This window comes from Nitrosomonas sp. Nm132 (assembly GCF_900100485.1).
Classification (GTDB): domain Bacteria; phylum Pseudomonadota; class Gammaproteobacteria; order Burkholderiales; family Nitrosomonadaceae; genus Nitrosomonas.
Map to the genome: position 1 here is coordinate 160,429 of NZ_FNDH01000001.1, position 12,260 is coordinate 172,688.

The 12,260-nt window shown below is 45.0% G+C and carries 14 protein-coding genes and 1 pseudogene; 3 read left to right on the top strand and 12 right to left on the bottom strand.

Features of this window, described 5'->3' with window-relative positions:
• Positions 1 to 42: 42 nt before the first annotated feature.
• The 4 genes from BLP80_RS00660 to ndk are packed head-to-tail and all read right to left on the bottom strand — an operon-like array spanning position 43 to position 3,457.
• Entirely contained in the window at positions 43 to 1,068 is a 1,026-nt protein-coding gene (locus BLP80_RS00660; RefSeq protein WP_090539120.1) for a RodZ domain-containing protein, read from the bottom strand.
• Positions 1,061 to 1,852, bottom strand: a complete 792-nt coding sequence (gene pilW / locus BLP80_RS00665; RefSeq protein WP_256324897.1) for a type IV pilus biogenesis/stability protein PilW — start codon at positions 1,850 to 1,852, stop codon at positions 1,061 to 1,063. The genes BLP80_RS00660 and pilW overlap by 8 nt, the downstream gene beginning before the upstream one ends.
• Entirely contained in the window at positions 1,849 to 2,997 is a 1,149-nt protein-coding gene (rlmN, locus tag BLP80_RS00670) for a dual-specificity RNA methyltransferase RlmN (protein WP_256324902.1), read from the bottom strand. The genes pilW and rlmN overlap by 4 nt, the downstream gene beginning before the upstream one ends.
• 34 nt (positions 2,998 to 3,031) lie before the next feature.
• Positions 3,032 to 3,457 (bottom strand): nucleoside-diphosphate kinase, encoded by a 426-nt coding sequence (gene ndk, locus BLP80_RS00675; RefSeq protein ID WP_090539124.1) that lies wholly within the window; start codon positions 3,455 to 3,457, stop codon positions 3,032 to 3,034.
• 421 nt (positions 3,458 to 3,878) lie between these two features.
• On the opposite strand from ndk, the gene BLP80_RS00680 reads away from it, so the two are divergent.
• Complete coding sequence (locus tag BLP80_RS00680) at positions 3,879 to 5,264, top strand: aspartate aminotransferase family protein (RefSeq protein ID WP_090539126.1); 1,386 nt, start codon at positions 3,879 to 3,881, stop codon at positions 5,262 to 5,264.
• Positions 5,265 to 5,313: 49 nt separating this feature from the next.
• On the opposite strand, the gene dnaQ is transcribed toward BLP80_RS00680, so the two are convergent.
• Genes dnaQ through BLP80_RS00695 form a run of 3 tightly spaced genes read right to left on the bottom strand, consistent with a single transcriptional unit; the run spans position 5,314 to position 7,335 of the window.
• The gene (dnaQ, locus tag BLP80_RS00685) at positions 5,314 to 6,018 is read right to left on the bottom strand and encodes a DNA polymerase III subunit epsilon (protein ID WP_090539128.1); all 705 of its coding nucleotides are present in this window, start codon (positions 6,016 to 6,018) and stop codon (positions 5,314 to 5,316) included.
• Positions 6,018 to 6,518 (bottom strand): ribonuclease HI, encoded by a 501-nt coding sequence (gene rnhA, locus BLP80_RS00690; RefSeq protein WP_371128791.1) that lies wholly within the window; start codon positions 6,516 to 6,518, stop codon positions 6,018 to 6,020. The genes dnaQ and rnhA overlap by 1 nt, the downstream gene beginning before the upstream one ends.
• 55 nt (positions 6,519 to 6,573) lie before the next feature.
• On the bottom strand, positions 6,574 to 7,335 hold the full coding sequence (locus BLP80_RS00695) for a class I SAM-dependent methyltransferase (protein WP_371128792.1): 762 nt from the start codon (positions 7,333 to 7,335) through the stop codon (positions 6,574 to 6,576).
• A 34-nt stretch (positions 7,336 to 7,369) separates the two neighbouring features.
• On the opposite strand from BLP80_RS00695, the gene gloB reads away from it, so the two are divergent.
• Complete coding sequence (gloB, locus tag BLP80_RS00700; RefSeq protein ID WP_090539132.1) at positions 7,370 to 8,134, top strand: hydroxyacylglutathione hydrolase; 765 nt, start codon at positions 7,370 to 7,372, stop codon at positions 8,132 to 8,134.
• An 18-nt stretch (positions 8,135 to 8,152) separates the two neighbouring features.
• Here gloB and BLP80_RS00705 read toward each other — a convergent pair whose 3' ends face one another.
• Together BLP80_RS00705 and BLP80_RS00710 are read right to left on the bottom strand one after the other, a co-directional pair.
• The gene (locus tag BLP80_RS00705) at positions 8,153 to 8,728 is read right to left on the bottom strand and encodes a peroxiredoxin family protein (RefSeq protein WP_090539134.1); all 576 of its coding nucleotides are present in this window, start codon (positions 8,726 to 8,728) and stop codon (positions 8,153 to 8,155) included.
• A gap of 339 nt (positions 8,729 to 9,067) precedes the next feature.
• The gene (locus BLP80_RS00710; protein ID WP_090539136.1) at positions 9,068 to 9,670 is read right to left on the bottom strand and encodes a cytochrome P460 family protein; all 603 of its coding nucleotides are present in this window, start codon (positions 9,668 to 9,670) and stop codon (positions 9,068 to 9,070) included.
• Positions 9,671 to 10,132: 462 nt separating this feature from the next.
• Here BLP80_RS00710 and BLP80_RS00715 point away from each other — a divergent pair, with 462 nt between their 5' ends.
• Entirely contained in the window at positions 10,133 to 10,540 is a 408-nt protein-coding gene (locus tag BLP80_RS00715) for a transposase (protein ID WP_371128795.1), read from the top strand.
• 113 nt (positions 10,541 to 10,653) lie between these two features.
• On the opposite strand, the gene BLP80_RS00720 is transcribed toward BLP80_RS00715, so the two are convergent.
• The 3 genes and pseudogenes from BLP80_RS00720 to BLP80_RS16535 all read right to left on the bottom strand — a co-directional run bounded on the left by BLP80_RS00720 (position 10,654) and on the right by BLP80_RS16535 (position 11,935).
• The gene (locus tag BLP80_RS00720; protein ID WP_090539138.1) at positions 10,654 to 11,322 is read right to left on the bottom strand and encodes a tetratricopeptide repeat protein; all 669 of its coding nucleotides are present in this window, start codon (positions 11,320 to 11,322) and stop codon (positions 10,654 to 10,656) included.
• 93 nt (positions 11,323 to 11,415) lie between these two features.
• Positions 11,416 to 11,703, bottom strand: a pseudogene (locus tag BLP80_RS16530) (transposase); the annotation flags it as partial.
• A gap of 4 nt (positions 11,704 to 11,707) precedes the next feature.
• The gene (locus BLP80_RS16535; RefSeq protein ID WP_371128793.1) at positions 11,708 to 11,935 is read right to left on the bottom strand and encodes a transposase; all 228 of its coding nucleotides are present in this window, start codon (positions 11,933 to 11,935) and stop codon (positions 11,708 to 11,710) included.
• Positions 11,936 to 12,260 lie beyond the last annotated feature (325 nt).

Consider the following 12,260-nt stretch of genomic DNA (forward strand, 5'->3'; position numbering starts at 1 on the left):
AGCCTGAAAAAGAACTAAAATTTGACAAATAAAACGAGAAATTCATTCAAGTGAAAAACGAGCTACATCATCGTTTCTCCGGGTATAGGGAGCTAGATCAACCGGCTTGCCATTATAGGTAAGATTAACGCCCGTAGCATTACCAATCACTAAATACAAAGGTGGCATCCCTTTTATCACTTGCTCCGTACCTTTGGCATTCGTTTTGACAAAAATCACTTTTCTATTGCTGTCCTTTATCTCCACCCATGACTCCTTGGAAAAAATGAAATGCAGTGTTTTTTCATTACTCTCAATCACCTCGGTTACAGCAGACCCAGCCACCGCCGACACGACCGGAGCAGGTACGATTCCTGATGGACTCTTCTCTGATGGCCCCATGCCGCGCGAAAGAACTGAAGGTGTCTGTGGCAGCAATAATTCCATTGTGACCTGACCATTTTCTGCTTGCGAATCAAACGAAGCATTTGCATCAATATCATGCTCCATAACCGACTCTTGCCCCCAATCTCCGCTCTGATACACACCGTAACCCAACAAAGCCAGAATTAAAACCATAGCCGAAAGCAATACTCCGCGCGCGCCGCCCGCTCGTTTCGACGAAACCAGTGGAGTCGTTTTTATCTGCCTTGCGGGACCTTGATGAGCCAGCAGGGGCGCGGATTGAGTCAATAAACGAAGCAATGAATTAGTGTCAAGCTGTAGCAAGCTACCATAATTACGAACAAAGCCTCGTAAGAATGTACCGGAAGGAAGCTTACTGTAATCTTCTTCCTCAAGGGCATTTATTTGCTGTATTGACAATCGCAATCGCCTCGCCACCTCACCTACACTCAAGCCGCGCCTCAGTCTTTCAGCACGTAGTCGCTGTCCGTACCCAATTACTGCATTAAACTCTTCCCCTGCACTTGCCCCATGACCAGCAAGAAGCTTGCTGGTCGCCTCAATACTAGCCTCACGTCCATCAATCTGAACAAGTGTGCTTTCACGAACGCCGCCATCAGAAGAGATCGCCCCTTCTAGATGGATATCAAACGCTTCTAGTCCATTTTTGGAACCATCATTCATGATTTAATCTCCCTTCACGCAGCGCCATCGCCTCACTGGAATCAGGAAAACGCCTTTGTAACTGAGAAGCATAGCTGGTCTCAGCCTGATAATCTCCGATTGCATGTTCAATTTGAATGGCCAGCCATAAACTTTCTGGCGTAAGTGGATAAGCCTGCATATAGGAAGTAATGCTGGATTTAGCCGTTTTGAGATTACCACGCTTGAAAGCGATCTCAATTAACCCAAGTACTGCCAGTGGATAGTCGGGGCGAATGACCAAGGCTTTCTGGAAGAATACTTTAGCGCGTTCGAATTCATTACGTTTAAGCACACAAATTCCTGCATTCGAGTATGTTTTTTCAGGCATTTCATAAAGGGGATCTCTGATTGCACTCATAAAATGGTCCACTGCCAGATCCATCTGTTCAGGCTGGCGCTGACAAAGAAACCAGCCAAAGTTATTATGGCTGTCAGAGTCGTTAGGTGCAATTCTGAGCGCATGCTCAAAATTCCATCGCGCACGCCCATCTTCGCGCAAATCCATATATACTAATCCGAGTACATTATAGGCCGGCGCATAATTTGGGTTTGTCCGCAATGCGATTTCAGCTTCTTCTATTGCCACTCTGTACCGACCACGACTGTAATATTGTCCAGCTAGTTCCGTATGAATTTTTGCACTTTGTTGCGCTCGTTTTCTTGCTTCTTCCGAAGCCTGTGCTGTCTCTTTAACGGGTGATTGCGTGCATCCAGTGATCAGCACCATAAACACTCCCACCAAACCAGCCAGCACCTTTTTCACCCTGTTACCCTTGTCATGCCACGATTTGTTCGTCGGGTTTTATCCAGTACCTGCCCAGCCAATTGACCACAAGCTGCATCGATATCATCACCTCGTGTTTTACGCACCGTGGTCATGATATCTGCTTGCATCAACACATCACGAAAAACTCGAATCGCTTCTGATGATGAACGCTTATAACCCGATCCAGAAAAGGAATTAAACGGGATCAGATTCAGCTTACAGGGAATTTTTTTTACCAGTCGCACCAACTCATGCGCATGCTCCACGCTGTCATTTACGCTGTTAAGCATGACGTATTCGAATGTAATGAAGTCTCTAGGCGCAGCTTGAAGATAACGCTCACATGCAGCCAACAACATCTCGATTGGATACTTCTTATTAATCGGCACCAATTGATCACGCAATGTATCATTGGGTGCATGCAAAGAAACTGCCAAAGCAACGGGGCAGCGCTCGCGCAACCGATCCATTGCGGGTACCAGACCGGAAGTACTGACCGTTACTCTCCGCCTGGATAATCCATAAGCGCTATCATCGAGCATCAAATCCAGTGCCGTAACGACATTTTCGAAATTGGCCAATGGTTCACCCATCCCCATCAGTACAACATTGCTAATCGCCCGAGCAGCGTTTTTTTTCTGATCGTGTATCCTTCCATTGACAACACTTTCTGGCGTAAAACAAGCTTCATGACCACTTTCAGTTTTGAGCATCTTATTTGCCCACCACAACTGACCGATGATCTCCGCAACCGTTAGATTACGATTAAAACCTTGCTTCCCAGTCGAACAGAAACTACATGCCAGCGCGCACCCCACCTGACTGGAAACACAGAGTGTGCCACGATTAGCTTCAGGAATGAAAACCATTTCTACAGCATTGCCGACACCCGTTGATAATAACCATTTCCGGGTGCCATCTGCAGCGATATGATCATTGATAACTTCGGGTGATTGAATGATGGCAAGCGCAGCAAGCTTCTCTCGAAATGCTTTTGCCAGATCACTCATCTCCGCAAAATCTGACATGCCTAATTGATGTATCCAGCGCAACAATTGTTTTGCACGATAGGGTTTTTCTCCAATATCCATGCAGAAACGCGCAAGACCCGCCGAATCAAGATCAAGTAAATTAATCGCCACATTCATACCAAGTTACCCTGGTTATAGACTATTTTTAACGTGAATAAATATCTAAAGCAGGAAAAAAGCAGGCGATTTCCACTGCCGCAGTCTCAGGCGCATCAGAACCATGCACCGCATTCGCATCGATATTTTCCGCGAAATCAGCACGGATAGTTCCTTTTTCAGCTTTCTGTGGGTCTGTTGCTCCCATCAATTCACGGTTCTTTCTGACAGCGTCTTCTCCTTCAAGCACCTGAATCATGACAGGTCCAGAAGTCATAAATTCCACCAGATCATTAAAAAAAGGGCGCCCTCGATGAACCCCATAGAAGGTCTCAGCCTCAATCCGGGATAGCTGCATCATACGCGCAGCGATAATTCTTAACCCGGCCTCCTCAAATCTTGAATAAATCTGGCCAATGACATTTTTTGCAACCGCATCCGGTTTAATAATAGACAACGTTCTTTCAACAGCCATTAAATACTCCACGAAATTAACAGATTAAAATAAAGGGGTATTCTAACAAAAAATATATATACAGATTCTGAAAAAGAGCGCTTAAGACAAGATGTTATGAATGGCCAAATAATCATGCGCATCCCATTTAATTAACTCATCTCACTTCAGTATTGACAGCTTGAGGACTAGGCAAGGATAATGTCATGATTCTCAAAAGAAAGCACTCCTGGTCGCTCAGCATGAACCGCCCTAGACCCTTGCATTTTCCTTAACTTTATTATCTGAATATCAGACACATTCATGGTATTTTCCTCATCATTGCCACCTCCGTTTAAATATCAATAATAAGGTCTCTAAACTAGAAGACCCCCCTGATCCCACAAGATTCAAACATGTTTTTTCAACTTTTCACATGCAACCTTGTCACGGAGCCTGGTTTATGAATATTCAGGAACTCATTCAGCAACGCGGCAAAGAGAATTTCGCTTTACACGATCATTATCTCAATAGCCAGATGGTGAAAGTGCTCAAAACAATAGGCTTTGATCGCCATTATGTAAAAGCTGAAGGGGCCTACCTTATTGACGATCGAGGCAATCGCTACCTTGATTTGCTGAGTGGTTTCGGTGTCTTTGCGCTCGGACGCAATCACCCGAAAATCGTCCAGGTGCTTAAAGATGTTCTCAGTGCAGATCTCCCTAATCTTGTACAACTGGATGTATCGTTGCTGTCCGGGTTACTCGCCGAAAAGCTGGTAGCCATCAGTCCAGAAGGTTTGGGGCGCGTTTTCTTTGCCAACTCTGGAACTGAAACGATCGAAGCTGCAATTAAATTTAGTCGTTATGCAACAGGCAAATCCAAAATTATTTACTGTCAGGGAGGTTATCACGGTCTCAGCCTCGGTTCACTTTCGGCTACCGGAGATTCTCACTACAAGCAAGGATTTGGTCCACTTTTACCAGATTTTATTGAGATTCCATTCGGAGATCTGGCCGCTTTAGAAGAAGCGCTCTCCCAAAAAGATGTCGCCGCCTTTATTACCGAGCCGATACAAGGGCATGGTGTCTGGATACCGGATGATCATTATTTACCAGAAGCTGCTGAGCTGACTCGTCGTTATGGTGCATTATTTATAGCGGATGAAGTACAAACAGGATTGGGACGCACTGGCAAATGGTGGGCCGTAGAACACTGGTCGGTTGTTCCGGATATTCTCTGCATGGCAAAAGCACTGTCAGGAGGATTCGTTCCCATCGGCGCACTGATCTGCAAGGAATGGATCTTTGATCGTGTTTTCAATCGTATGGACCGGGCTGTTGTTCATGGCAGCACCTTCGGCAAAAATAATCTTGCCATGGCAGCCGGATTAGCCACCCTCGAAGTACTGGAATCAGAAAATCTGATCGAAAAATCTGCTCAATCTGGGCAAGCAATCATCGAAGCACTGCGGCCCCTTGTCGGAGAATATGAATGCCTGAAGGAAATCCGGGGAAAAGGCATGATGATTGCCTTAGAATTTACTGAACCGAAAAGCCTATCTCTGAGAATGTCCTGGAAAATGCTGGAAGCGGCTAACAAGGGGTTGTTCTCGCAAATGATTACTGTCCCCTTGTTTTCCCGGCATCGTATTCTGTCCCAGGTAGCGGGCCGCGGCATGAATATCGTCAAGTTTATTCCGCCACTCATTCTTACCGAATCCGATATAAAGTGGATCGTAGACGCAGTTAAAAATGTTGTCAGTGACGCACATCGCGGTCCGGCTGCAGTTTGGGATTTGGGCAGAACACTTGCAACCAAGGCTTTACGAATAAAAGCCGGCACTTAACGATTTTATAAAAAAGCATGAGATCGCATATGATATATGTGATTTCATACTATGCGCTGAATTCCGCATGTTTCCACAAGCACTTTCCTTTACTTTCTTTATCAATATGCTCAAGTTGCCGCACGTGTAATTCAAGCTCTTGCTCACTAGCAGACAGTACAGTCAAATGCAGATTTTCCACACTGACTGCTGTATCGATTGACAATGGCGCGATATCCAATTCCATCAATAAACTTTCTTGCCCTCTGGTCATAGCCAAATAGACTTCGGCCAAAAGCTCCGCATCCAGTAATGCGCCATGTAAGGTGCGCCTCGAATGATCAATCTGATAGCGCTCGCACAACGCATCCAGGTTATTCCGTTTACCAGGATGCATCTCTTTGGCGAGAACAAGGGTATCAGTAATCTCGGTGCAGTAATTTTTCAGAGGTTGCAACCTGATCAACCCTAATTCATGATCGAGAAATCCTACATCAAACGGTGCATTATGAATAAGAAGCTCCGCATCCCCGATGAACTCCAGCAAGGCTTTATAAATATCACGAAATTTATGTTTGTCTTGCAAAAACGCTCTAGTCAGACCATGGATTTGCAGCGCGCTCGCATCACTTTCCCGTTCAGGATTCAGGTAGTAATGAAAATGACGGCCTGTCAATTGCCGGTTGCACATTTCAATCGCCGCTATTTCAACAATGCGGTGACCCAATTTAGGATCTAAGCCGGTTGTCTCAGTATCCAGAAAAATTTGCCGCATCAATCGCCTGCCTTACCACCTAAGTTACTCTTTTTTGGGATCACCGATTCAACTCCCCGATTAGCCAGCTCGTCTGCTCGCTCATTACCGTCATGGCCAGCATGTCCCCGCACCCAGAACCACTCAATTTGATATTGCTGCGCCAATTGATCAAGCTCTCTCCATAATTCTTCATTCTTCACTGGCTTCCTGTCAGCCGTGCGCCATCCTTTTCTTTTCCAGCCGTGTATCCACTCACTGATTCCTTTCTGGACATACTGGGAATCAGTATGAAGCTGTATTTTGCAAGATTCCCCTAAAACAGGCAGCGATGCTAATGCCTGCAATGCACGAATTGCCGCGAGCAATTCCATCCGATTATTGGTAGTCCTTTCTTCACCGCCAAATAATTCCTGCGCCCCTCCCTGGTATTTTAGCAAAACCCCCCAGCCACCAATACCAGGATTGCCCTTGCAGGCACCATCGGTAAAAATCTCCACCACGCATGTAGCGTCTTGCATGTTCATCTCTGATTTGTATTTTTACTTGATGATTAATAGTCCAGCGTGATTATACTCACTCCACAGTATCTTTGAATTTCTGCGTCACCGGAGCAATCTTTCTTTTGCTAGCCAAGCTATTTTCCCAGCAAGGCTTAATAATACGCATACCATGGATTTGCTTGATCGCCTGTAAGAAATAAACCCCTCCCGAAATCGGCCACCAACGATCTCCCGCAGCCTCCATAAAATGAAAACGCTTTATCCATCTTTCTTTACTAAAGGGAGGAACATAGCAGCCGAGTCGCCCCCCGACAATCTCGAAATCAAGCAGTTTCAACCAATCCTTGAGCCGAGATAACGCGATAAATCGACCCCACCACGGAAATTCATTTTTCGCTGCCTTGAAATACTGGTGCGCCCCCCAAAGGCTGAACGGATTAAAACCACTGATTACGACATGGCCCTCTGGCATCAAAACACGGTGTACTTCGCGAAGAATCTGATGTGGATTAGAATTGAACTCCAATACATGCGGCAACAAAACCAGATCCATACTGCCACTGTCGATTGGCAGAAAATCAGGTAACGCATGGAAGGATGCACCATGGCTGATGCCCAGGCGAAACTGAAAAGGGATACGATTAGCGCGCAAAAAATTAAACTGAGAAAATCCGATTTGCAAAGCGTGATAGCCAAAAATATTGATAACCGCTTGATCAAAATAGCTCTGCTCCTCTGCCAACAAGTATTGGCCCAGTGAGGTTGCAAACCATTGCTGCATGTCCTGCGCTTGCGTGGAGAGAGTCATGATATTGTTAGCGCTCAATCTCATCATAAATATATACTGTAACTAAACCGAGAGAAACACCATGCTCAATATTTACCCTGTTCGCGCCTTTAAAGACAACTATATCTGGATAATTCATGATCAGCATTACGCTGCCATTGTCGATCCGGGAAGCGCAACGCCCGTGCTAACCTATCTCCAGCAACAGAAATTGCAACCCATCGCCATCCTCAGCACGCACCATCATCACGATCATACCGCAGGCAATGTTACCTTATTGCAGGCATTTACCATGCCAGTGTATGGTCCCGCACATGAAAATATTCCCGGGCTGACACACGGTCTCAGAGAGGGGGATACTCTCCACCTAACTGAGCTATCACTTGATCTTGCCGTACTGGATATACCCGGCCATACGGCAGGCCATATTGCGTATTATGGCGGAAAATCGTTATTTTGTGGCGACACCCTGTTTGCCTGTGGCTGTGGACGCATTTTTGAAGGCACCGCACAACAGATGTATGCTTCATTACAGAAACTAGCCAATCTGCCTAATGAAACTCTTGTCTACTGCACTCATGAATACACGCTGTCCAATGTCCGCTTTGCAAAGGTGGTCGATGCTGATAACCCAGTCTTAGCACAACGCGCAAACGAAATAGAAGCGCAAAGAAAGCATAATACCCCCACGCTTCCCTCAACGTTAGCCATCGAAAAAGTGACGAATCCTTTTTTGCGATGTACTCAGCCAGCCATCATTCACGCTGCTAACCAGCATTCTGGCAAAATACTGCCAGACTCCATCAGTGTTTTTACAGAAATTCGCAAATGGAAAGATACATTTTAATTCTCAGAATTTATATAGTTAAACTGGGCAACCATCTGAACCACAACTCGCAGATTCAGCGTCACTTTGTTTACTTTGAGGAGCAGATTGTACGAGTCCCGTTTCGTCAATCTCTTCCGCCAGCAATGTCCCTATGGATACGCCCAATATAAAATCATTGACATGACCAAATTTGTGCAAACGCAGATGACCAGTTTTATCAATTAAGATAGTCGTGGGTGTACCTTGCATCTGATAGGTCATCATGGTGTGCGGAATGACGTGCTGATCGCTCGGTTTATCGATCCCGATTGGAAAACGTAATCGATATTCATAGGAAAATACTTCAAGCGCTTCACGCCCCATAACTGAATGATGCTCAAAGACTGTATGGAGGCCAATCACGGCAACTTGATCTGGATTAAATTCTTCGAATATCCGTTGCGTTTGAGGAATGCCAACCTGCACACAACCAGGGCATAGCATCTGAAAAGCATGCAACAACACAACCTTACCGCGCAATGAAGTAAGTGTAATAGGGTGAGGAGTATTGAGCCAACCCACTGTCTGGAGCTCTGGCGCCAGAATTTTTTCAACTGCTTGATTAGTTTTCATTAATTAACTACCTCTTGCTTTTGTTTTAGAAGCTGCATATTACGCCAATTCTAAAGCAAAACTTGCTTTGTCGGCTTCTCCTTACCGTATTGTCCATACTGTCTAGCTTACCGTCGCATCATCCTTCATTTAGAGATAATGGCATTAGAAAGCAATAGATACGAATATACACAACCCGCATACCTATCTCTTTAAATTTTATTAAAAAATAAAGGGCAAATTATTCTGCGCCAAGAAGCGCCAGGAATAAAATACCCTTCTCATTCTAAAGCTTAGAGGTAACTATTATAGCCTTGGCAAACCCTCTCTCCTGTTTATCAACTTGCCAAGCTGCTTTGCTCACTTCCCAGGCTTGCCAGCACGCAATACCGGGTAGTACTGGGTAAACACATGGTCTTCAGCGGCATTTTCTTTATGACAAGTATTGCAAGATTTATCAGTTTGTGGGGCGGCACTCTTGCTTTCATAGCTTTCATAGCCAAAGTATGCCCAATTGTTGGGTCGATCAGCAAAACGCTTCGAATCCTTTACTGTAGCAGCTATGCCGAGGTATTCACCCTGAAAGTAACCCTTGCCACTGGGTGCTTCTTTGGTACCGACACTAACCAACTCCTTGACGATAATGGTACCATCACGGAATTTACCGGTTTTTTTCCAGTGCGCCCAGCTTGCAGGATCAATGTACACATTGTGAAACTCAGGAAATGCTGGATTGTCATCGTTCATGTCTTTGGGTGTCACGGGCGAACCGACGAAAATCCATTCACGATAATTTCTTGGGGTTAGCAACTCTCCTTCTTTATTGAAATGAGCATACGTTTTTACATGTCCATGATGCTCATCGTGCTCACCGGCAGTAACAGAAGTTGCCTGACCAACCAACAGACTTGATAACAATAATGGCGCAAAACCACTTAACAACGTTCTTTTAAGCCGTGACATAATCAATCCCTAAAGTAATTAAATTAGAATGTCCAGAAAACAGTTATAAACAAAGATTACTTTTTTATGTTAGACAGAGCTGCACGCCACGTCAAGGCAAGAATTTATTACACCTACCACACCCAATGATAGCTGTGAAAATTTTATTGTATGGCTTAAAAAAATCTTACAATTAAAGCTCTTAACCTCAAACACACAAATAAGTGATGCTTAGATAACGTGTGTTCGACGCAAGAAAAGCTGTAAAAGGAATCCGAATTCCTTATGATGAAACGATTTTGGGAAAGAGCTTCATCACGAGAGGAGTCGGATTCCGCTGAATACTATAGCGATTTTTTGTGCGAGTGACGATTTTTGCCAGGAGTTTGAGTCGTGGTAGGGTTTCATCTGCCGGGTTACCGGACGTTTAAGCACTATTACCTGAATCAGGTATTGAGGAGTTGGTGAGTTACAATCGCTTTGTTGAGCTGTTTTCTGATCAGCCGTTTTGGGCGCTGCAGTGGGATGAGCTTCATTGATTCGACCGAGATCAGTGCATGTCACAATCGCCGCATCTGGTCACATAAAGTGATGGCGGTGTTTGCTGCCAGGGGAAAGACCCGCGTGGATTGGTTTTATGGATTCAAGCTGCACTTAGTCATTAACGACCAGGGCTACATCTCCCAGCTACTGTTTGACAAACTTTTGTTGCGTAAACGCTCGATCATGGAGACTGTCAACGATCAACTGAAAAACATCTTGCAAATCGAGCCTTCCCGTCATCGCAGCCCATTTAACTTTTTTGTTAATCTGATAGCTTACGCATTCCGGGAGAAAAAACCCTCACTTAATATCAGACCCTCCCAAGCTCTTCCAGTTGTGCTGATGTGATCCTTATGTCGAACTCACGATAGCTATTTAATGTCGCCCATGCTTCCTTGTAATGCTTTGTAGTTGAGAATCTCTGAGAATAGACAGAAGCCAATAAAAAACGGCAAATTAGACTAATTTCTTGCGGCCCGTATCGCCTTAAGATTTTCTTTAGCATCTTCATTCCCTTGTGCTGCAGCTTTTTCGAACCATTCCACTGCTTTATTCACATCTTTTGGTACGCCCTCGCCAACAAGATTCATCACACCCAGGTTATTCTGGGCATCCACATTACCTTGCTCAGCCGCTTTGGTAAACCACTCCACTGCTTTGGCCGCATCTTGAGGAACACCTTGACCTTCTGCATACAGCAGACCTAGATTAAATTGGGCACCCGGGTGTCCCTGTTCAGCAGCACGATAAAACCAGCCTGCAGCTGCCTCGAGATCATAGTCCATAACTTTCCCCGTCGCATCCTTGGATATGGCCTCTCCAGAATAGAACAAAGCGCCCAGAGCATTCTGTGCTTCAGCATCACCGGCGTCTGCATCCTGGCGTAACTTCAGAAATCGTTCTTCTGGCGTTAAATTATCGTCTCCCGTCGGCATGATCTTTTTCAGCAGATCAGCCTTTTGTTCCGGCGTTAATCCTTCTTGGAATATGGATGGCAATTCATTGATCGGAGTGATCTCATCCGGTAACTTCTTCCAAGATCCTTCTGTCTCGGATTTTCCTGATGATGTTCCATCACCACATCCAGAAAGCATTAACAAAGCAAACAATATAAAAACACGCGTATTCATCAAATAATTCCACCCTGCTTATTAGGTAGGTAAAAAATAATGGAAATTATAACATTTTGGTTATATTAACGTGAGTTCGACATAAGGATCACATCAGCACAACTGGAAGAGCTTGGGAGGGTCTGATATTAAGTGAGGGTTTTTCTCCCGGAATGCGTAAGCTACCAGCCCGGCTATCAGATTAACAAAAAAGTTAAATGGGCTGCGATGACGGGAAGGCTCGATTTGGGAGATGTTTTTCAGTTGGTCGTTGACAGTCTCCATGATCGAGCGTTTACGCAACAAAAGTTTGTCAAACAGTAGCTGGGAGATGTAGCCCCGGTCACCAAAGAGTTTCCCAAATAAGGAACGTGCTAGCTCTGACACCGGGTCACGATCATCGACATTACCTTGCCACTATTTTCACGCTCATTAATTCCCTCTGGTCATTAATGATTAAGTACAGCTTGAATCCATAAAACCAATCCACGCGGGTCTTTCCCCTGGCAGCAAACACCGCCATCACTTTATGTGACCAGATGCGGCGATTGTGACATGCACTGATCTCGGTCGAATCAATGAAGCTCATCCCACTGCAGCGCCCAAAGCGGCTGATCAGAAAATAGCTCAACAAAGCGATTGTAACTCACCAACTCCTCAATGCCTGATTTAGGTAATAGTGCTTAAACGTCCGGTAACCCGGCAGATGAAACCCCACCACGACTCAAACTTCTGGCAAAAATCGTCACTCGCACAAAAAATCGCTATAGTGTCCAGCGGAGCCTGACTCCTCTAGTGATGAAGCTCTTTCCTAAAATTGTTTCATCATAAGGAATTCCGATTCCTTTTACAGCTTTTCTTGCGTCGAACTCACGTTGTTTTACAGTCAGATACACTCACCAATCTCAAGATTAATAAGAAGTTCATAGGATCATTACCCAGATACTAACACCAGCAGT

Excerpts from the sequence above, each read along its gene's own strand:
- BLP80_RS00660 (WP_090539120.1), bottom strand. The coding sequence starts at position 1,068 with ATGAATGATGGTTCCAAAAATGGACTAGAAGCGTTTGATATCCATCTA.
- ndk (WP_090539124.1), bottom strand. The coding sequence starts at position 3,457 with ATGGCTGTTGAAAGAACGTTGTCTATTATTAAACCGGATGCGGTTGCA.
- BLP80_RS00680 (WP_090539126.1), top strand. The coding sequence starts at position 3,879 with ATGAATATTCAGGAACTCATTCAGCAACGCGGCAAAGAGAATTTCGCT.
- dnaQ (WP_090539128.1), bottom strand. The coding sequence starts at position 6,018 with ATGCGGCAAATTTTTCTGGATACTGAGACAACCGGCTTAGATCCTAAA.
- rnhA (WP_371128791.1), bottom strand. The coding sequence starts at position 6,518 with ATGCAAGACGCTACATGCGTGGTGGAGATTTTTACCGATGGTGCCTGC.
- BLP80_RS00695 (WP_371128792.1), bottom strand. The coding sequence starts at position 7,335 with ATGATGAGATTGAGCGCTAACAATATCATGACTCTCTCCACGCAAGCG.
- gloB (WP_090539132.1), top strand. The coding sequence starts at position 7,370 with ATGCTCAATATTTACCCTGTTCGCGCCTTTAAAGACAACTATATCTGG.
- BLP80_RS00705 (WP_090539134.1), bottom strand. The coding sequence starts at position 8,728 with ATGAAAACTAATCAAGCAGTTGAAAAAATTCTGGCGCCAGAGCTCCAG.
- BLP80_RS00710 (WP_090539136.1), bottom strand. The coding sequence starts at position 9,670 with ATGTCACGGCTTAAAAGAACGTTGTTAAGTGGTTTTGCGCCATTATTG.
- BLP80_RS00720 (WP_090539138.1), bottom strand. The coding sequence starts at position 11,322 with ATGAATACGCGTGTTTTTATATTGTTTGCTTTGTTAATGCTTTCTGGA.